Annotated in this window: 18 protein-coding genes; 10 read left to right on the top strand and 8 right to left on the bottom strand. The window is 70.9% G+C overall.

The window, feature by feature from the left end:
• The coding region (gene sucC, locus MMF94_RS16445; protein WP_241037549.1) for an ADP-forming succinate--CoA ligase subunit beta at positions 1 to 967 on the bottom strand (967 nt) is incomplete at its 3' end.
• Positions 968 to 1,173: 206 nt separating this feature from the next.
• Here sucC and MMF94_RS16440 point away from each other — a divergent pair.
• Both MMF94_RS16440 and MMF94_RS16435 read left to right on the top strand, forming a co-directional pair.
• Positions 1,174 to 2,133, top strand: a complete 960-nt coding sequence (locus MMF94_RS16440; protein WP_241037547.1) for an esterase/lipase family protein — start codon at positions 1,174 to 1,176, stop codon at positions 2,131 to 2,133.
• 195 nt (positions 2,134 to 2,328) lie between these two features.
• Positions 2,329 to 3,177 carry a M23 family metallopeptidase gene (locus MMF94_RS16435; protein WP_241037545.1) on the top strand — a complete coding sequence of 283 codons (849 nt, stop codon included), beginning with the start codon at positions 2,329 to 2,331 and terminating at the stop codon, positions 3,175 to 3,177.
• Positions 3,178 to 3,403: 226 nt separating this feature from the next.
• Here MMF94_RS16435 and pcrA read toward each other — a convergent pair whose 3' ends face one another.
• A complete protein-coding gene (gene pcrA / locus MMF94_RS16430) occupies positions 3,404 to 5,740 on the bottom strand; it encodes a DNA helicase PcrA (protein ID WP_241037542.1) in 2,337 nt (778 codons plus the stop codon).
• Positions 5,741 to 5,990: 250 nt separating this feature from the next.
• Here pcrA and MMF94_RS16425 point away from each other — a divergent pair, with 250 nt between their 5' ends.
• The 4 genes from MMF94_RS16425 (at position 5,991) to MMF94_RS16410 (ending at position 8,669) form a co-directional block, all read left to right on the top strand.
• Positions 5,991 to 6,266, top strand: a complete 276-nt coding sequence (locus MMF94_RS16425; RefSeq protein WP_241037584.1) for a chorismate mutase — start codon at positions 5,991 to 5,993, stop codon at positions 6,264 to 6,266.
• A 71-nt stretch (positions 6,267 to 6,337) separates the two neighbouring features.
• Positions 6,338 to 6,658: a hypothetical protein gene (locus MMF94_RS16420; RefSeq protein ID WP_241037540.1), complete on the top strand. Its 321-nt coding sequence runs from the start codon at positions 6,338 to 6,340 to the stop codon at positions 6,656 to 6,658.
• Between the two features lie 65 nt (positions 6,659 to 6,723).
• The gene (locus MMF94_RS16415) at positions 6,724 to 7,473 is read left to right on the top strand and encodes a PIG-L deacetylase family protein (RefSeq protein WP_241037582.1); all 750 of its coding nucleotides are present in this window, start codon (positions 6,724 to 6,726) and stop codon (positions 7,471 to 7,473) included.
• A gap of 245 nt (positions 7,474 to 7,718) precedes the next feature.
• Positions 7,719 to 8,669, top strand: coding sequence for a hypothetical protein (locus MMF94_RS16410; protein ID WP_241037538.1), 951 nt, complete (start codon positions 7,719 to 7,721; stop codon positions 8,667 to 8,669).
• Positions 8,670 to 8,693: 24 nt separating this feature from the next.
• Here MMF94_RS16410 and MMF94_RS16405 read toward each other — a convergent pair whose 3' ends face one another.
• Positions 8,694 to 9,386, bottom strand: coding sequence for a response regulator (locus MMF94_RS16405; RefSeq protein ID WP_277398747.1), 693 nt, complete (start codon positions 9,384 to 9,386; stop codon positions 8,694 to 8,696).
• The gene (locus MMF94_RS16400; RefSeq protein ID WP_241037536.1) at positions 9,383 to 10,699 is read right to left on the bottom strand and encodes an ATP-binding protein; all 1,317 of its coding nucleotides are present in this window, start codon (positions 10,697 to 10,699) and stop codon (positions 9,383 to 9,385) included. The genes MMF94_RS16405 and MMF94_RS16400 overlap by 4 nt, the downstream gene beginning before the upstream one ends.
• 125 nt (positions 10,700 to 10,824) lie before the next feature.
• Here MMF94_RS16400 and MMF94_RS16395 point away from each other — a divergent pair, with 125 nt between their 5' ends.
• Positions 10,825 to 12,063 carry a PspC domain-containing protein gene (locus MMF94_RS16395; RefSeq protein WP_241037535.1) on the top strand — a complete coding sequence of 413 codons (1,239 nt, stop codon included), beginning with the start codon at positions 10,825 to 10,827 and terminating at the stop codon, positions 12,061 to 12,063.
• Positions 12,056 to 12,304 (top strand): hypothetical protein, encoded by a 249-nt coding sequence (locus MMF94_RS16390; RefSeq protein WP_241037534.1) that lies wholly within the window; start codon positions 12,056 to 12,058, stop codon positions 12,302 to 12,304. Before MMF94_RS16395 ends, MMF94_RS16390 begins: the two co-directional genes overlap by 8 nt.
• Positions 12,305 to 12,463: 159 nt before the next feature.
• Here the strand turns inward: MMF94_RS16390 and MMF94_RS16385 are convergent, their stop codons facing one another.
• Both MMF94_RS16385 and guaA read right to left on the bottom strand, forming a co-directional pair.
• The gene (locus MMF94_RS16385; protein ID WP_241037533.1) at positions 12,464 to 13,387 is read right to left on the bottom strand and encodes a methylenetetrahydrofolate reductase; all 924 of its coding nucleotides are present in this window, start codon (positions 13,385 to 13,387) and stop codon (positions 12,464 to 12,466) included.
• Positions 13,378 to 14,928 carry a glutamine-hydrolyzing GMP synthase gene (gene guaA, locus MMF94_RS16380; protein WP_241037532.1) on the bottom strand — a complete coding sequence of 517 codons (1,551 nt, stop codon included), beginning with the start codon at positions 14,926 to 14,928 and terminating at the stop codon, positions 13,378 to 13,380. The genes MMF94_RS16385 and guaA overlap by 10 nt, the downstream gene beginning before the upstream one ends.
• A gap of 311 nt (positions 14,929 to 15,239) precedes the next feature.
• Here guaA and MMF94_RS16375 point away from each other — a divergent pair, with 311 nt between their 5' ends.
• Positions 15,240 to 16,187 carry a helix-turn-helix domain-containing protein gene (locus MMF94_RS16375; protein ID WP_241037531.1) on the top strand — a complete coding sequence of 316 codons (948 nt, stop codon included), beginning with the start codon at positions 15,240 to 15,242 and terminating at the stop codon, positions 16,185 to 16,187.
• 11 nt (positions 16,188 to 16,198) lie between these two features.
• On the opposite strand, the gene MMF94_RS16370 is transcribed toward MMF94_RS16375, so the two are convergent.
• Positions 16,199 to 17,323: a GuaB3 family IMP dehydrogenase-related protein gene (locus MMF94_RS16370; RefSeq protein WP_241037530.1), complete on the bottom strand. Its 1,125-nt coding sequence runs from the start codon at positions 17,321 to 17,323 to the stop codon at positions 16,199 to 16,201.
• Positions 17,324 to 17,358: 35 nt separating this feature from the next.
• Complete coding sequence (gene guaB, locus MMF94_RS16365; RefSeq protein WP_241037529.1) at positions 17,359 to 18,873, bottom strand: IMP dehydrogenase; 1,515 nt, start codon at positions 18,871 to 18,873, stop codon at positions 17,359 to 17,361.
• 211 nt (positions 18,874 to 19,084) lie between these two features.
• Here guaB and MMF94_RS16360 point away from each other — a divergent pair, with 211 nt between their 5' ends.
• Positions 19,085 to 19,462 carry a DUF5319 domain-containing protein gene (locus tag MMF94_RS16360; RefSeq protein ID WP_241037527.1) on the top strand — a complete coding sequence of 126 codons (378 nt, stop codon included), beginning with the start codon at positions 19,085 to 19,087 and terminating at the stop codon, positions 19,460 to 19,462.
• The last annotated feature ends 56 nt before the right edge of the window (positions 19,463 to 19,518 follow it).

Below are 19,518 nucleotides of genomic sequence, written 5' to 3'. Positions count from 1 at the left end.
CGCAGGCGGTGATGCCACCGAAGACGTTCACGAACACGCTCTTGACGTCCGGGTCGCCCAGGATGACGTCCAGCCCGGCCGCCATGACCTCGGCCGAGGCGCCGCCACCGATGTCGAGGAAGTTGGCCGGCTTCACACCGCCGTGCTTCTCACCCGCGTACGCCACGACGTCGAGGGTCGACATGACCAGGCCCGCGCCGTTGCCGATGATGCCGACCTCGCCGTCGAGCTTGACGTAGTTGAGGTCCTTGGCCTTGGCCTTGGCCTCCAGCGGGTCCTCGGTGCGCTTGTCCACCAGGTCGGCGTGGCCCGGGTGCCGGAAACCGGCGTTCTCGTCGAGCGTGACCTTCCCGTCCAGGGCGACGATGTTGCCCTGGGGGTCGCGGACGAGGGGGTTGACCTCCACCAGGGTGGCGTCCTCGGAGACGAAGGTCTCCCACAGCTTGACGATCGCATCCGCGGCCTGGTCGGCGACCTCGGCCGGGATCTTCCCCTGCGCCACGATCTCGTCCGCCTTGGCCCGGTCGACGCCCGCGATCGGGTCCACCGGGATGCGCGCCAGCGCCTCCGGACGCTCCACGGCGAGCTGCTCGATCTCCATGCCGCCTTCGGCGGAGCACATGGCGAGGAACGTGCGGTTCGACCGGTCGAGCAGGAAGGAGAAGTAGTACTCCTCGGCGATGTCACTCGCCTCGGTCACGAGCACGCGGTGCACCGTGTGGCCCTTGATGTCCATGCCGAGGATCGCCTCGGCCTTCTCCTTGGCCTCCTCCGGCGTCTTGGCGAGCTTCACGCCGCCGGCCTTGCCGCGCCCGCCCGTCTTCACCTGGGCCTTGACGACGACGGCCGTGCCGAGCTGCGACGCCGCCGACTGCGCCTCTTCGGGTGTCTCCACCGTCCGACCCGGCAGAACCGGGACTCCGTGGGCGGCGAAGAGGTCCTTCGCCTGGTACTCGTACAGGTCCACTGGCTCTCCTCAGAATCCCCACTGCGCTGGTCCGCGGCGGGCCTGGAGCCCGCGGAACCCCTGCTAGGGCGACCCTAGCGACGCCGTTCGGGCCGCCCCTGTGCTGCCCTGGTGACCGCAGTCACCCCTGCCCCCGGAATCGGTTCGGTGCTCCTATGCACGATCCGGGACCGGCGCTTTCGGCATCTGTCACCTACCGTCGTTCTATGGCGTTCGTCCACGCTGGACTGGACCGCCTGGCCACGATGGCCGCGGCGGCACAGACGACCGCGCTGGAACTCGGTCGAGCGGGCGCCTACGTCGCACGCACGTTCTGCGTTCCGGCCGGGCTGCGCGGCCTCGCCATCGAGTGGGCCTGGGCTGCCGCCCACATGGTGGTCTACCCCGCGGGGCTCCTGCGTGAGCAGCTCGTCGAACCCAGCGGCTACCGCACCGACTCGCTTCCCCCGGCGCGGCGCAGCCTGATGGTCACCGACCTCGAGGCGGCGGGCACCCCGATCCTGCTGGTCCACGGCATCATGGACAACAGGTCGGTGTTCACCCTCTTCCGCAGGTCCCTGCGCCGGCGCGGCTTCGGGGCCGTACACGCGGTGAACTACAGCCTCTTCACCGGCGACATCCGCACCGCGGCCCATCAGCTACGGATCCATGTGGAGCAGCTGCGCGAGCTCACCGGCGCCGACAAGGTGCACATCGTCGGCCATTCGCTCGGCGGGATGATCGCGCGCTACTACGTCCAGCGGATGGGTGGCTCGGCCGTGGTCGACACGCTCGTGACGCTCGGGAGCCCGCACCGCGGCACGCTGACCGCACATCTGATGCCGACCCCGCTGGGCCGCCAGCTGCGGCCCGGCTCGGAGCTGCTCGAGGAGCTCGCCCGCCCCTCGCCGGGGTGCTCCACCCGGTTCCTCGTGGTGTGGAGCCGGCTCGACCAGATGGTCGTGCCGCAACGAAACGGTCGCCTGATACATCCGGACCTCGACATCGAAGAGCTCGAGTTGCGTGATGTCGGTCACTTGTCGATGCCGATCGATACGCGCACGTTGCACTGGGTAGCCGACGCGCTCACTCGTTCGGACCACCGCTATTACCGGGAGAGCCGAGGTCAGGAGCGCCCGAGGCCCCTGTCGGACACGCTCGGTGAGACTGCGTCCCCCGCGTCCTGATAGCGCCCGCATCAACGTCCGACACGCCGCGTCAGATTTGCCCGATGCCCACGCCCCCGCTACGTTTCGCGACGTCCGAGTCACGGAGCGGTCACGACAGCAGCAGTGGCGACCCCGATCGCCGCTGAGGGATCCCCAGCCCACGCGGTCGCGACCGGCATGGATGCACCGGTTATTCGTCGAGAAGGGCAGGACTTGGCGCGCCACCGCTCCCCAAGCGGCGCCCAGGCGGACAACCCCGATCGTGCGACGCGCCAGCGTGTCGTCGCGGTCCCGAGCGGGCACCGTCTTCCGGCGCCACCCGCGGCGTCCCTGCGCGGGCGGGCCACCGTCGCCGCAGTCGCCGCAGGCGCGGTCGTCGCGGCAGGGCAGACCTTGGTGTCGCCCCTCAGCACCGTCGCCCCGCAGGCCGTCAGTGCGCTGGTGCCCGTCGCCGACGTCACCGAGGTCGACACCCCGAACCCCGCTGTCGAGGCCATCGGTGGCGACCAGCTGCTCCCCGACCAGTTCACGCTGACGCAGCTGGACCCCGCCTCCCAGGTCGACGTCCAGAACCTCGCGAAGGCCGTCGACCTCGGCCGTGAGCTCGCCCGCCAGGCGGCGATCATCAAGTCAGCGCTGTCCCACGGCGCCTCCGAGGCCCACCTGTACGGCGACCTCGCGTTCGTACGCCCGGCCGTCGGCCGCCTCACGTCGATGTTCGGAGCCCGTTGGGGCACGTCCCACTTCGGCATCGACATCGCAGGCCCCATCGGCACCCCGATCTACGCCCTCACCGACGGCGTCGTCGAGGAAGCCGGCCCGGCCACCGGCTTCGGCCTCTGGGTGGTGCTGCGCCACACCGACGGCAGCCAGAGCGTGTACGGCCACGTCAACCGCATGTTCGTGGACAAGGGCGAGAAGGTGGAGGCTGGCGAGGAGATCGCCGAGATCGGCAACCGCGGCTACTCCACCGGCCCGCACCTGCACCTGGAGATCTGGGACGAGGACGGCTCGAAGATCAACCCGATCCCCTGGCTGCGCAAGCGGGGCATCGACTTCTAGCTGTCGCGGAGATGGGGTTCCTTGCCCGGATCCGGTGAATCAGGCGCAGTGTCCTGCGGGACACCCGCACCCGGGCGATCGCAAGACGGAGGCGCCGATACCGCTGTCGTATCGGGGCCGACGACAACGCCGCGAGGCGCCGCCTGGGCTGCGCTGTCGTCGGAGGCGGGTACGACGACCTCGTTTCCTCGGCACCAGGCTGTCGCGGCCCGTCGGCTCCGGCGACTCACAGCTTCTGAAGCGGCACCCCACCGATGAGCATCAGCCGCACGGTGCCCGCACTTCCGAAGTCGATGGTGACGGTGGCCCGGACGCCGGCGCCGTCGGAGGCGATCACGGTGCCGAGGCCGTACTTGTCGTGGCTGACGCGGTCGCCCACCTCGAGGTGGATGGACGCGCTGAGCTTGCGCTCCGGCACCCGCCAGTCGCCCCGATCGGTGGCACCCGCGCGGCGGCCGAACCCGAACCGCCCCACGGGAGCCGAACGCTCCGGCTCGGAGCGGCGCCAGTCGACCAGGTCGTCCGGCACCTCGGCGAGGAACCGCGATGCCGGGTTGGCATTGGGCTGCCCGAACGACGAGCGGATCATCGCCCTGGTCAGGTAGAGCCGCTCCTGCGCGCGCGTGATGCCGACGTAGGCCAGCCGCCGCTCCTCGGCGAGCTCCGCCGGGTCGCCCATGGCCCGCATGTGCGGGAACACGCCGTCCTCCCAGCCGGTGAGGAACACGACCGGGAACTCCAGGCCCTTGGCGGTGTGCAAGGTCATCAGCGTGACCATGCCCTCGTCGTTGTCCGGGATCGAGTCGGCGTCGGCCACCAGCGCCACCCGCTCGAGGAAAGCGGCCAGGGAGCCGGGTGGGGGCGCACCGACGGCCACGTCGGAGTCGTCCAGGTCGGCCACAGCGGCGTCGCCCGCGAACTCCCGGGCGACGGTGACGAGCTCGGCGAGGTTCTCCCGCCGCGACCCGTCCTGAGGGTCCTCGCTGGCCTCCAGCTCGGCCGTGTAGCCCGTCTTCGCGTAGACGGCCTCCAGCAGCTCGGCGGTCTCCTCGCCGCGCTCCACCAGCTCGGCGAGCTCGTCGAGTAGGCGCACGAACGCCGCGATGCAGCGCTGCGAGCGGGTGACCAGGCCGGGGATCCGCTCGGGCTGCTCGGCGGCGACCCGAAGCGCGGCGTTGAACGAGATGCGCTCCCGGTCGCCGTAGGCGGCCACCAGCTCCTCGGCGCGGTCGCCGATGCCCCGCTTGGGCACGTTGAGGATGCGCCGGAGGCTGACGGTGTCCTCCGGGTTGGACAGCACGCGCAGGTAGGCCAGCGCATCGCGGACCTCGCGGCGCTCGTAGAACCGCACCCCGCCCACGACCTTGTACGGCAGCCCCACGCGCAGGAACACGTCCTCGAAGACACGGGACTGGGAGTTGGTGCGGTAGAAAACGGCCACGTCGGAGTTGCGGATCTCTCCGGAATCGACGAGCCGGTCGATCTCCTGCGCCACGAACGCGGCCTCGTCGTGCTCGTTGTCGGCGACGTAGCCGGTGACCTTGTGGCCGTCGCCCTGCTCGGACCACAGGCGCTTGTCGCGGCGGTCCGGGTTGCGCGCGATCACGGCGTTGGCCGCCGTGAGGATGCGCTGGGTGGAGCGGTAGTTCTGCTCCAGCAGGATCGTGCGGGCGTTCGGGAAGTCCTGCTCGAACTCGATGATGTTGCGGATGCTGGCGCCGCGGAACGCGTAGATCGACTGGTCGGAGTCGCCCACCACGCACAGCTCGCCCGGCTGCTCGCCCTCGACCGCGGGGGCCACCAGCTCGCGCACCAGGGTGTACTGCGCGTGGTTGGTGTCCTGGTACTCGTCGACCAGCACGTGCCGGAAGCGGCGCCGGTAGTACTCCGCGACCGCGGGCAGGCGCTGGAGCAGCGAGACCGTCTCCATGATGAGGTCGTCGAAGTCGAACGCGTTGGCCGTGCGCAGCCTGGTCTGGTACACGGCGTAGACCTCGGCGACCTTGCGCTCGTACTCGTTGGTGGCGCGCTCGGCGGCGTCGTCGGCCGAGAGCAGCTCGTTCTTGAGGTTGGAGATCTGGGCGGCGAGCCCGCGCGCGGCGAACTTCTTGGGATCGAGCTCCAGGTCGCGCGCGACGAGCCCGACGAGCCTGCGGGTGTCGTCGGCGTCGTAGACGGAGAAGGCGCTGCGCACGCCGAGGTGCTGCGCCTCGCGGCGCAGGATCCGCACGCACATCGAGTGGAACGTCGACACCCACATCGCGTTGGCGCGGCGGCCGACCAGAGCGTCGACGCGCTCCTTCATCTCGGCGGCGGCCTTGTTGGTGAAGGTGATCGACATGATCTCGCCGGGGTGCACCCCGCGCTCGGCCAGCAGCCAGGCGATGCGGTGGGTGAGCACGCGCGTCTTGCCCGAGCCCGCTCCCGCGACGATCAACAGCGGCGAACCTGCGTGGACCACCGCCTCGCGCTGTCGCGGGTTTAGCCCCTCCAGCAGCGCCGCACCGCGCTCGGTGTGGGCGTGGACGGGGTTCTCGGTCGGCAGTTCGAACAGCGCGCTCATCGTGTTCGAAGAGTACCGCCGCCCTCTGACGCGCCCGGTTGTGGCACACTGCAGCTGTGCCACTGATCAGCCATCGATTTTTCTACGGGTACCGGACACCGGTGCCCGTGGCCAGCTGATCAGCCCCCACGACGCCCCGGAGTCCTCAGGACCCGGGGCGTTCTCGCGTCACGGGCCGGGGCCCGGTCACCTGGAAGAGAGATTGACCGTGACGACGGAGAACAGCACCGCGCCTGCCGACGGCAGCGATCTGGACGATCCGGCGAGCGACATCCCCGCCGAGGAGGAGATCCAGGCACTGCGTGTCGAGATCGACCGCCTCGACGCCGAGATCCTCCGGCTGGTGAAGCGCCGAACGCAGGTCTCACGGCGGATCGGCCGCGCCAGGATGGCCGCCGGCGGCCCGCGGATCGTCTACAACCGGGAGATGACGGTGCTCGCGCGGTTCCGCGACCTCGGTGCCGAGGGCCGCGAGCTGGGGATGCTGCTGCTGCGGCTGGGCCGTGGGCGCCTCGGCGGGCGCTGAGGGACGTCCTACCGGGTCTATCCCGGCGTCACCCGCCCCCCGAGGGGCCTTTTCGTGGCACTGTTGACGGCATGGGCACGGTGTTCGGGATCGTCGCAGCGGTAGTCGCTCTCGTCGGGCTTCTCGCGGCGCTGGGCCACGTCGGCTACCTGGCCATGTTGAACAATGCCGCGAAGAAGCGCGGCCTGTCCGGCGGCACCACCGTCGACTACGTGAACAGCCGCTGGAAGGTGGCGGGCGGCACCGCGGGAGTCGCGTTGCTGGGCCTGCTGATGACCACCTCGAGCTCGGTGCCGATCGACCTGATCGGCCTCGTGCTGGGCGGCGGCGCCGGCCTCTACGCGAAGCAGGCGCTCGACTCCACCCGCACGCGCTTCCGCAGCCTGCCCTGACCAGGCCCACGGGACACCGCCGGGTGAAGCGGCAGCCCAGGCGGCCGTAAGGTTCGCCGGTGACCATGCCCCACGCTGATTCCGGCCGGCCACTCGTCGGCGTCCGCGACGACGTCGAGCGCGCACTCGTCGTCACCGCCCATCCCGACGATGTCGACTTCGGCGCGGGCGGCACGGTCGCCGCATGGACGGCGGCCGGCATCGAGGTCACGTACTGCATCTGCACGTCCGGCGACGCAGGTGGCTACGACGACACCCCGCGCGAGGCGATGGGCCCGTTGCGGGAGACCGAGCAGCAGGCCGCGGCGGCCGCGCTCGGGGCGAAGGAGGTCCGCTTCCTCCGTTATCCCGATGGCAGGTTGACACCGACGATCGAGCTGCGCCGCGACATCAGCCGCGAGATCCGCAAGGCCCGGCCGCAGCGGGTGCTGGCGCAGTCCCCGGAGATCTCCTGGCCTCGCCTCGGCGCGTCCCACCCCGACCATCGGGCTGCGGGGGAAGCCGCGCTCGCGGCCGTCTATCCCGACGCCCGCAACCCCTTCGCCCACCCGGAGCTCCTGCAGGAGGAAGGGCTCGAGGCGTGGACGGTCGGCGAGCTGTGGCTCATGGGAGCACCGGACGAGCGGATCAATCACATCGTCGACGTGACCGACACCTTCGACCGTAAGATCGCCGCGCTGCGGGAGCACCGATCACAGACGTCGCACATGGACCTGGAAGGCACCATCCGGTCGTGGAGCGAGGAATGGGCCCGGCGCTACGAAATGCCAGATGGGAGCCTCGCAGAGGGCTTCCAAGTCGTCTCGATCAGGTGAGCGGTCGGTAGTCGTCGCCGAACGGAAATACTCCATTTGGGTGAAAGCCGTCGAGCGGACGATTGACACTTGGTACCCCGAATCGACATCCGGTAGACATTCGCTCGTCCGTTCACTCAAAGGGAGGACGTAGCACAGTGGCTCAGATGGTGTCCCGAGGCGGACCTCGGATGGCTCCTGCCGGTGTGGTCACCGTCGCGGATCTGCTGAGCCGTAACGCCGCTGTCACCACGAAGCTTCCGGTCGTGACTGAGACGGCCACCACAGGCGTCTCCGTGGGAAGCCTGCTGCGCCGCGAGGGGCGGGCCCCGCACACAGCGGACCGGCCCGTGCAGCCCCGGGGCCACCAGCAGATCGACCCGCCCAAGGCCGATGTGCCGGCCGCCGCCGATCCCGCGCCCACCGCGAAGAAGACGGCCGTCAAGCGCGGCGCCGTGGCGGCAGGCGCGATCCTCGCCGTCGGATCGGTGGTCGGAGCCGCGGTGCTCAGCGAGGTCGCGCCCACCGGCACCGAGGCGCAAGGCGCCACCAACACCAACAACAGCTACCCGGGTCAGGGCCGGCTCTCATCGAGCCAGCCGACCACCCCCGTTCTCTCCGCTTCGGGGGTTGTCGACTCCGGCGCGGCCGGTGACGTGCTCGACGCCGGCACGGCGCCGCCCACGTCCTGGACGCCTGTCGCGTTCCCGAGCGCGGTCGCCGGCGTGCCCGCGGGCATCGCGGGCGCGGACGATGACACCCCCAACACGTCGGCTCCCAGCACCACGCAGAACTCCGCCTCGGACGACGGAGGCTTCTTCAGCTCGGACAACGAGGACTCCGGCTCCACCGGTGACAGCAACGCCCGCAGCGGCGGCGACAGCTCGGACTCCACCCCGTCCACCACCACAGACGGTGACGACGAGTCCGATGGTGTTGTGACCGGCCTCGTCGACGACGTCGACCAGACGCTCTCGCCCGTCACGGGTCTGCTCCGCTCCGACGACTCCCACCAGGACTCCGCTCCCCAGCGCGATGACGAGTCGTCGAACAACCGTGACGATGACAGCCGCAACAGTCGCGGCGATGACGACCGGAACGACAACCGTGGCAGCGACGACGACGGCGGAAACAGCCGCAGCGGCGACAGCGGGAAGTCGTCCGGTGGTCTCCTCGGTGGTATCGGCAAGGTCGCTGCGGGTCTCCTCGGCGGCTGACCGCCCGGTTGCCCGGACCGGCGGCTACACCAGCCGCCGGTCCGAGGCCCACCGTGACAGCTCGTACCGGTTGGACAGCTGGGTCTTGCGCAGCACGCTCGACACGTGCGTCTCCACCGTCTTCACCGAGATGAAGAGCTCCCCGGCGATCTCCTTGTACGCGTAGCCGCGCGCGAGCAGCCGCAGCACGTCGCGCTCCCGCCGGGTGAGCAGGTCGAGTTCGGGGTCGCCGGGAGGAGCCGCTCCGGGCCGCTCCGAGAACACGTCGAGCACGAATCCCGCGAGCCGTGGCGAGAACACCGCATCTCCGGACTTCACCCGCCGCACGGCATCCGCGAGCTCACTGCCGGAGATCGTCTTGGTGACGTAGCCCCGCGCCCCGGCCCGGATCACGGCGATGACGTCCTCCGCGGCGTCGGACACGCTCAGGGCCAGGAACACCACGTCCGGCAGCTCGGGCCGCAGCTGCCGCAGCACCTCGGCGCCCCCACCGTCGGGCATGTGGACGTCGAGCAGCACCACGTCCGGCCGCAGGTGGCGGATCGCGGCCACCGCCTCGTCCACGGAACCGGCCTCGCCCACCACCGTGACGTCGGGCACGCGACGGTCCAGCTCCGCGCGAACCCCGGACCGGAACAGGCCGTGGTCATCGACCAGGAACACCCGGATCATCCCGGTCTCCTCGGCACCCGTCGCCACATCGGGGGTGTCGGTCATGTCGTCGCTTCCTTCTGGGCCTGGGCCTCCGGCTCGGGCTCCGTGTCGGCCGGTCCGTCCACCGGCATGCTCAAATGCACCTCGGTGCCCTCGCCCGGGGTGCTCCGCAGCCGGACCGCACCTCCGTGCCGCTTCATCCTGCCGTGGATCGAGTCGGCGAGGCCGTGCCGGTCATCGGAAACGGCGTCCGGATCGAAACCGATGCCGCGGTCGCGGACGAACACGTGCACCTCGGTGGGCTCGACCTCGACGTATGCGCTCACCTCGCCCACCTTGGCGTGCTTCGCGGCGTTGACCATCGCCTCGCGGGCCGCGAGTACGAGTGCCCGCAGGCCGTCGTCGAGCGGCCGGTCGCCCACCACCACGGGCCGGACGTTGATCGCGTAGGTGTCCTCCACCTCGGCCGCGGCCGCGGTGATCGCGGCGGCGAGACCCGAGTCGAGTGTGGGCTCACCGGACGCGCGCGCGGACCGCCCGTACCCCGTGGGCCCGTAGAGCCAGTGCCGCAGCTCGCGCTCCTGGCCGCGGGCCAGCCGCAGCACCTCGCGCGGCTCGTCGGACTGGCGCTGGATGAGCGCAAGCGTCTGCAGCACCGAGTCGTGCAGGTGCGCGGCGATCTCCGCCCGCTCCGCCTCGATGATGCGCTCCCGCCGCTCCTCGCCGAGCTCCCGCATCAGCCGTACCCACCACGGGACGGTCAGCACGCCCACGCCGAGCAGGGTGGCGAACACGGCCAGGAGCCCGAACTGCACTTGGGACAGATCCAGGTTGCCGAGCAGGAACACCCCGATCCCGCTGGCCACGAACACGGCCCCGGCGATCAACCGCAGCAAGGCAGTGCGGCCTCCGCCCGCCATACCGGTGACCCCCGACCGCGCCCCTGCCGTCCACCGGCGCCGCTGTGCCTCGTCGGCCTCCCGCCACACGACCGCCGCCCCGACAGCCGCGACACCGAGCGGGCCGACGATCCAGCCCACGACGTTGCTGCCGACGGCCGCGGCGGCGAGGCCCGCACCGATACCGAGGGCCGCGAGCCCCATCGCCTGCTGGCGCTCGCTGCGTCCGAGCACCCGCTGGACGTCGGCCGACTCCTGCCGCAGGAAGATCCAGAGCAGCCCGTAGGCCAGCACACCGGCGCCGTTGATGCCGGCGAGCAGGACGAAGGCCGCGCGTACCCAGAGCACCCGCACGCCGAGGTGGTCGGCGACACCACCGGCCACTCCCGCGACGAACCGGCCGTTGCGCCTGCGGGCGAGCGGCGGGGCGGGCGACACCGGCGGCGGTGGCGCAGGCGGCGGGGTAACCGTGGTCACGCACTTATGGTCACATGCCGGGCGAAGCGGGACATCGGGGAAAGCTCCGGGACGGCTCGGGGCCATCCCCCATACCCCGGGGTCCGCATGACCATCAAGCTGTCTCCCATGGAGGCAGAAGAACAATGAACGGGACCGACGTGCAGAACACGCTGCGGGAGATGTGGGAGACCCGGCCCGCCCGCCCGCGTGACGACCGGCAGGTGGCGGGCGTTGCCGCGGCAATCGCCCGGCGCTATGACATCGACCCGACACTGGTCCGGGTCGGCTTCGTGGTGGCGGCGTTCTCCGGAATCGGTGCGGCGCTCTACATCGCCGGTTGGTTCCTCCTGCCCGAGGAGCCGGCAGCCCCCGGCGCACCCTCGACGGCCCGTTCGCCGCGGACGATCATGGTCATCGGCCTGGTTATCGCGGCGTTCGTGACTCTCGGATCGATCTTCGGCGGCGATCGCAACATCCTGCTGCCCACGCTGGCCGTCGCGGTCCTGTTGTTCCTGCTGCACCGTAGCCGGAGCCACCGCGGACAGAGCGGAGCTGCGACGGCGCACTCCGCCGAGGCGCCCACCACGACCACGACCGGTGTCTCCCTGAACAAGGAGGCTCCGGGCACCAACAGCGCTTCGGCAGCGCCCACTCCTCCGGCGTGGGACCCGCTGGGGGCCGCCCCGTTCGCCTGGGATCTCCCCGAGCCCTCACCGGTCGCCGCGCCGGAGCAGCCGGCGCCGCGCCGGCTGCCCGTCACCCCCGTGACCCTCGGTCTCGCTCTGCTCGCCGGCGGGATCACCGCCGTGATCATGCTCCTGGCCGGGGTGCTCATGCTGGCCACCCTGCCGGTGCTGCTCGGGGTGGTGCTGGCGGTGATCGGAACCGGGCTGGTGATCGGCGCGTTCGTCCGCTCCGGCCGGGGCCTGATCCCGATCGCATTGGTCCTCGGCGCACTGACCTGGGCGATGGTGGCTGCGCCGCTCGACCGCTGGCAGGGCAACGGGTTCGGCGAGCTGCGCGAGGCCCCCACCACCGTGGCGGCCCTGCAGCCCAGCTACCAGCGCACTGCCGGTGAGATCTCGCTCGATCTGCGCAACCTCGATCTGACGGCGCAGCCCGGCGGTAACTCGAACGCAGTGCGGTCGAGCATCACGCTGGGCGTCGGTGACGTCGAGGTGTGGGTGCCCCGGAATGCCGATCTGAGCCTGACCAGCACAACCGGAGTGGGAAGCGTCGAGTTCGGCACCCGCGAGGAGTCGGGCCCGGGGGCACACCTCGCCGTAGCCAACGACCTGGGCGCCGACGGTGTTGCCTCGGGACGCCCGCTCATCCTGTCGATCGAGTCGGGTGCGGGAAGTGTGGAGGTGCACCGTGGCTGAGCAGAGTTGGAACGAGCAGTGGACGACGACCGGGAAGTCCGGCACCGCCACCCGGCGCCGCGGCCCGGACCTCGCGACCCTGCTGGTCGGCGTGCTCTCGCTGGGAATGGCGGTATCGGCGTTCGTCGGTGAGGTGCCGTCGCTCGCCGGGTTCGACCCGCGGTGGCTGCTCGCCGCCGGGGCCACGGTGATCGGGCTCCTGCTGCTGGTCGGGAGCCTCAGGGGACGCGGCACCAGCTGAAGATCGACCGGGACCGGCCGATGGGGGTCGCCGGGACCGGGAGGCCGTGCTCGGGGGAGCAGCGGCCGCGCAGGGCGGCACCAGGGGTTCGAGAACCCGGGTGCCGCCCTCGTCGTTTCGACGTGGTGCGCCCCGGTCGTATGGCCCGATGAGCGCGCATCACGCCCGGTGAGTCGGCTCCAACCCGGCTGCCTCCAGGATCTCCGGCACGCCCCGCTCGTAGCCGACGGCCATCACATGCACCCCGGAGACGCCGGTGACCTCACGCAGCGCAGCCACGGTCTCAGCGCACGCTGCCATGCCTTCGGCGGCGACGCGGTCGGCCGGCACGCCACGCAGCCTGCGTTCGAACGCAGGCGGGATGATCACGCCGGGGATGCCCGCCATGAACTCGAGCGCCCGCAGTGACCGGATGGGCCCGACGCCCGCGAGGATCCCGCACTTCGTGTCCAGCCCGAGGTCGCGCACCTTCTCCATCCAGATGGCGAACTCGTCGACGTCGAACACGAACTGGGTCTGCACGAACTCGGCCCCGTCTGCCACCTTCTGCTCGAGCCGGTCGGGAACACCCGCCCCGGTGTCGACGGCACCGAGCAGGAACCGTGGCGCCGGGTCGATGACGCGGCCGGACAGCAGCCTGCCCTCGTCCCGCAGCGTGCGTGCCGTGGTCATGAGGCTGCTCGAACTCAGGTCGAACACCGGTGTGGCGTCGGCGTGGTCGCCGCGTTCGGGCCGGTCGCCGGTCATCAGCACGAGGTTGGGGATGCCGAGGGCACCCGCGGAGAGCAGGTCGGACTGCAGGGCGATCCGGTTGCGGTCCCGGCAGGTCATCTGCATGACCGGCTCGAGGCCCTCGGCGAGCGCGACGACGCTGCCGGCGAAACTGGACACCCGCACCTGGGCGGCCTGGTTGTCGGTGATGTTCGCGGCGTCGACCCAGTCACGCAGCAAAGCCGCGGACTCGCGGATCTCGTCCACGTCGGCGCCCCTCGGGGGCCCGATCTCGGCGGTGACGGCGAACCGTCCGTTGCGCAGCGCGTCGGCGAGGCGGCCCGGCCGCTCCGCCGGGATCTCTACTCCCACTCGATCGTGCCCGGTGGCTTGCTCGTGACGTCGAGAACCACGCGATTGACCTCCGCGACCTCGTTGGTGATCCGTGTCGAGATACGTTCCAGGACGTCGTAGGGCAGGCGGGTCCAGTCCGCGGTCATGGCGTCCTCGCTGGACACCGGGCGGAGCACGACGGGGTGGCCGTACGTGCGCCCGTCGCCCTGCACCCCGACGCTGCGGACGTCGGCGAGCAGCACCACGGGGCACTGCCAGATCGTGCGGTCGAGACCGGCGGCGGTGAGCTCCTCGCGCGCGATCGCGTCGGCGGCTCGCAGCGTCTCGAGCCGGTCGTGGGTGACCTCGCCGATGATCCGGATGCCCAGCCCCGGACCCGGGAACGGCTGGCGCGAGACGATCGCGTCGGGCAGCCCGAGCTCGGCGCCGACCTTGCGCACCTCGTCCTTGAACAGCGCCCGCAGCGGCTCGACCAGCTCGAACTCGATGTCGTCGGGCAGCCCACCGACGTTGTGGTGGCTCTTGATCGTGGCCGTGCCCGAGCCACCGCCGGACTCGACGACGTCGGGGTAGAGGGTGCCCTGCACGAGGAAGCCCACATGGTCCTCGGCCGCCACCTCTGCTGTGGCCGCTTCGAAGACCCGGATGAACTCACGCCCGATGATCTTGCGCTTCTCCTCGGGGTCGGTGACCCCGGCGAGGGCGTCGAGGAAGCGCTTCTGAGCATCCACCGTGTGGAGCTTGGCGCCCGTGGCGGCGACGAAGTCGCGCTCCACCTGCTCCCGCTCGCCGGCCCGCAGCAGCCCGTGGTCGACGAACACGCAGGTGAGGCGATCGCCGATGGCCCGCTGCACGAGCGCCGCGGCGACGGCGGAGTCGACACCGCCGGACAGCCCGCAGATCGCCCTGCCCTCGCCTACCTGCGCTCGAACCGCGTCGATCGTGTCGTTGATGATCGACGAAGTGGTCCAGCCGGGGGCGATGCCGGCGATGTCGTACAGGAAGCGTCGCAGCACATCCTGTCCGTAGGGCGAGTGCCCGACCTCCGGGTGGTACTGGACGCCCGCCAGGCGCCGATCGGTGTCCTCGAAGGCCGCCACCGCCGCACGCTCGGACGACGCCGTGACCGTGAAGCCATCGGGCGCACGCACCACGGAGTCGCCGTGGCTCATCCACACGGGATGGCTCTCCGGCAGCCCGTCGTGCAGCACGCTCGCGGCCTCACAGACCGTGAGCACCGTGCGTCCGTACTCACGCGTGCCGTCCTGGGCGACTTCCCCGCCGAGGGCCTGCGCCATCGCCTGGAAGCCGTAGCAGAGGCCCATCACCGGAATGCCCGCCGAGAACAGGGCGGGGTCGATCCGGGGCGCTCCGGGCTCGTAGACGCTCGACGGGCCGCCGGACAGGATCACGGCTGCGGGCTTGCGCGCCACGATCTCCTCGACCGGTGTGTCGCCGGCCACGATCTCCGAGTACACCTGCGCCTCACGCACCCTGCGGGCGATCAACTGGGCGTACTGAGCCCCATAGTCGACGACAAGGACGGTAGAGGGCTGCACAACTCCAGAGTAGTCAACGAGCGGACACGACTTCTGGCCGAGCGTGCAACGGTTCCTGTTCCCCGCTGAAGAGTCACCACTGCAGATCTGCTCCGCGCAGCCGTGCAGATGTCGGTCTGCGACAGGGAGACCGACCGCCTCTTCGACAAGATCGCGGACAACGGCAAGGGCATCTACTGAGCGGGCGGCGCCATCCTCTTCCCGCCCCTGCTCGTCACGACCGGCTGATCAAGTACTGGCCGTCCGGGTAGTACTAAGAGCACTCGTAGTCCCCCTGCCAGGGCAGATGACCCGAAGCTAGCCTCAGGGCCGTGCAGATTCTCGAGTTCTCCGGTGAGGAGTTGGAAGACGCCGCCGGTGCGTTCTCCATTCCGGTGATCGCCCGGACGGCCCCCGGCTTCCGCGGGCGAGCGGCGAGCCAGGAGCTCGGCGAGACCCTGACACTGACACGGACGCACTGGGGGCAGATGTCGTCGGTCCGGACCGACCGGATGGCAGCACGAACGTCGGCCGACGACCTGATGCTCTTCTGTATATACGTAGCCGGCCGGGGCTGCGTCCGCCAGCACGACCGCTGCGCCGAGCTGGCTGCCGGTGCCGGAGTGCTCACCGAGGCGCGTAACCGCTACGAACGGATCTCGCCGACCGAGACCTGGCGCACGAGCATGCGTTTCTCCCGCGAGTTGCTCCCGCTGCGCACCGCGGAGCTCACCGAGGGCTGTGCACGCAGCATGGACCCGTCCGCCCCGGCCATGCGGATGCTGTCCGCCTACCTGGACCGCCTGTTCGAGGTCGCGGACGAGCTCACGACACCGCAGCGACTCGACGCCGGGCGGGCCGCGATCGAAATGCTCGCGATGGCGCTGCGGGGCGTCACCCCGTCCGTGCCGGGCGGGGACGGCCCCGAAGGACTACTACTCGAGATGATGCGGACGCACGTCCGCGAACATCTGACCGACCCGCACCTGCGGGTCGAGGAACTTGCGCGGCGCCACCACGTGTCGGTCAGCCACGCATACACCCTGTTCGAGCGGATCGGGACCACCCCGGGTGCGTACCTTCGCGAGGAGCGGCTGCTCGCGGCACAGGCCATGTTGTCCGGCCGGGAGCACGACCGGCGGACGATATCGGCCATTTCCGCGGCCGCCGGGTTCCTCGATCTCCGGACGTTCGAGCGGGCGTTCCGGCGGCGGTTCGGAACGACTCCGAGCAGCTGGCGCAGTGAGCACCTCCACGCCGGACCCGCTCCGCGACGCTGACGTCGCCCACCTCACCCCCTGACGGTGAGCCCCACTCGCTGGAACTCCTTGAGGTCCGAGTAGCCCGTCTTCGCCATCGCCCTCCGCAGCGCACCGAAGAGGTTGACCAGGCCGTAGGGGCTGCTGGAGGGACCGAAGAGCAGCGTCTGCAGGTCACGTTCACCGGGCGGGAAACCGGTGACCTCCGAACGCGGCAGGGACGGGTGGGCCGCGGCGGAGGTCCAGTACAGGCCCTGCCCAGGTGCCTCCGACGCCTCGGCCAACTGCTCGCCCAGCATCACGGCGTCGGCCCCGCAGGCTATGGCCTTCGCCATGTCGCCCGAGCCGGTCATCCCGCCGTCGGCGATCACGTGAACGTAGCGGCCGCCGGTCTCGTCGAGGTAGTCGCGGCGGGCCGCGGCCGCGTCGACGATCGCGGTGGCCATCGGCACGCCGATCCCGAGCACGTCGTCAGTGGTGGTGGCGGACGACTCCCCGTACCCCACGATCACCCCGGCCGCGCCGGTGCGCATCAGGTGCATCGCCGTGCGGTAGTCGCCCACCCCACCGGCGACGACGGGCACGTCGAGGGAGTTGATGAACTCCTTCAGGTTCAGCGGCTCCCCGCCCGAGACGTGCTCGGCGGAGATGATCGTGCCCTGCACCACCAGGATCTCGACGCCTGCGGCCAGCAGGTCGGGGGTGAGCTCCCGGGCCCGCTGCGGGCTCACCCGCGCGGCCACGGTGACCCCGGCCTCGCCCACCGTCTTGAGCGCCTCCGCGAGCAGCGCGGGCTGGATCGGCGCGGCGTGCAGTTCCTGCAGCAGTTGCACGGCGGCCGAGGGGTCCTCGTTGCCCGCGGCGTCGAGCACCCGCTCCAGCGCCCCCTGCGCGTCGGCGTGCCGGGCCCAGAGCCCCTCGGCGTTGAGCACCGCCAGCCCGCCCAGCTGCCCGATCCGAACGGCGCTCGCCGGCGAGACGATCGCGTCGGTCGGGTGGGTCACCAGCGGGATCTCGAACGGGTACGCGTCGAGCTGCCAGGCGGTGGACACCTCCTGAGAGCTGCGGGTGCGCCGCGACGGCACGATCTCGACCTGAGACAGGTCGTAGCTACGACGGGCCTCCCGGCCCATCCCGATCTCCACGAGGTCACGCACGGATGACCAGCGTAGACAGGCTCGTACGCGAACCTCTAACGGGCTACGTAGTTGGGTGCCTCGACCGTCATCGTGATGTCGTGCGGGTGGCTCTCCTTGAGCCCCGCGGCGGTGATCCGGACGAGCTGCGCCTGCTGGAGCTGCTCGATCGTCTGCGCCCCCGCGTAGCCCATCCCGGACCGCAGGCCACCGACGAGCTGGTGCGCGACCTGCCCGAGCGGCCCCCGGAACGGGATGCGGCCCTCGATGCCCTCGGGCACCAGCTTGTCCTCGCTGAGCACGTCGTCCTGGGCGTAGCGGTCCTTCGAGTAGGACTTGCCGCCGCCCTCCCCGCCGCGCGAACGCATAGCCCCGAGCGAGCCCATGCCGCGGTAGGTCTTGAACTGCTTGCCGCCCACCAGGATCAGCTCGCCGGGCGACTCCGCGGTGCCCGCCAGCAGGCTCCCGAGCATCACCGACGACGCACCGGCTGCGATCGCCTTCGAGATGTCGCCGGAGTACTGGATGCCACCGTCGCCGATCACCGGGACGCCCGCGGGCGCACAGGCGAGCGAGGCCTCGTAGATCGCGGTGATCTGCGGCGCCCCGACGCCTGCCACGACACGGGTGGTGCAGATCGAGCCCGGCCCGACGCCGACCTTCACGGCGTCCGCCCCGGCCTCGACGAGCGCCTGCGCGCCGGCTCTGGTGGCCACATTGCCGCCCACCACGTCGACGTGGTGCCCGACCTCGGCCCGCAGCTTCGCGACGGTCTCCAGCACCCGCCGGGAGTGCCCGTGGGCGGTGTCCACCATCAAGATGTCGACCCCGGCCTCGACGAGCTGCATCGCCCGCGAGTAGCCCTCCTCACCGACGCCGACCGCCGCGGCGACGACGAGCCGCCCGTCGGGGTCCTTGGTGGCGAGCGGGTACTTCTCGGTCTTGTTGAAGTCCTTGATCGTGATCAGGCCGCGCAGGATGCCGTCGCCGTCGATGATCGGCAGCTTCTCGAGCTTGTGCCGGCGCAGCAGTCCCAGCGCGGCCTCGGCGGTGACGCCCACCCTGGCCGTGATCAGCGGGGCGTGCGTCATCACCTCGTGGACGGGGCGGCTGTGGTCCATCTCGAACCGCATGTCGCGGTTGGTGATGATGCCGACGAGGCGCCCGCCCGCGTCGGTGACGGGCACCCCCGAGATGCGGAACTTCGCGCATAGCGCGTCGACGTCGGCCAAGGTGGCGTCGGGCGCACAAGTGACCGGGTCGGTCACCATCCCCGCCTCGGAGCGCTTCACGACCTCCACCTGGGCCGTCTGCTCCTCGGGGGACAGGTTGCGGTGGAGCACACCGAGCCCACCCGCCCGGGCCATCGCGATGGCCATCCGGGACTCGGTGACCGTGTCCATCGGCGACGACACGAGCGGCACCCGGATCCGCACCCGGCGCGTGATCTGCGTGCTCGTGTCGACCGAACTGGGAACGACATCGGACTCAGCCGGGAGCAGCAGCACATCGTCGAACGTCAGGCCGAGCATCGCGAACTTCGGGGGCAGTCCTGCGGCCTCGCTGGTCATCGGCACCATCCCGTCGATCCCTGCGCCTCCACCACTGCGCGGCGGTCCGGGCGGCGGGGAGATTTCCCGACATCGTATCCGCGTCGCCCATACCGCGGACCCCGGCCGCGCCGAGTCCATCACCACAGTCCGGTACATCCGCACCATCCCCGCCGCGGTGAACCTGGTGCGCACGATCCACCCGGTGCCCGGTGCGGGTATCGTCGCACCTGTGTCACCTGATGCCCTGCCGCCGGACCCGTTCGCCGGTGACCCGCATGATCCCGCCCTCTCCCTCGACGGTCCGGAGGGTGGCGAGCAGGACGGGTTGACCGAGGCCGAGCGCGACGAGGTGGTGGCCGATCTCGCCGACCTCGCGGTCTACCAGGCTCTGCTGGAGGCCCGTGGCGTGCGCGGCATCGTCGTCGACTGCGGCGACTGCGGCGAGCAGCACTTCCACGAGTGGAGCCTGCTGCGGGCGAGCCTCCAGCAACTGCTGGACGAGGGGCAGATGCGGCCACACGAGCCTGCCTTCGACCCCGACCCCACGAGCTACGTCACCTGGGAGTACTGCCGCGGCTACGCCGACGCGGTGCTGTCCGACTCCTGACGTCACGCACAGCGGCGACGGCCCCCGATCCGAGTGGATCGGGGGCCGTCGCCGTT

This window comes from Pseudonocardia alaniniphila (assembly GCF_022524485.1).
GTDB lineage: Bacteria > Actinomycetota > Actinomycetes > Mycobacteriales > Pseudonocardiaceae > Pseudonocardia > Pseudonocardia alaniniphila.
Note: the sequence above shows the minus strand (reverse complement) of the source record. Positions and strands in the feature narration are given on the sequence as shown.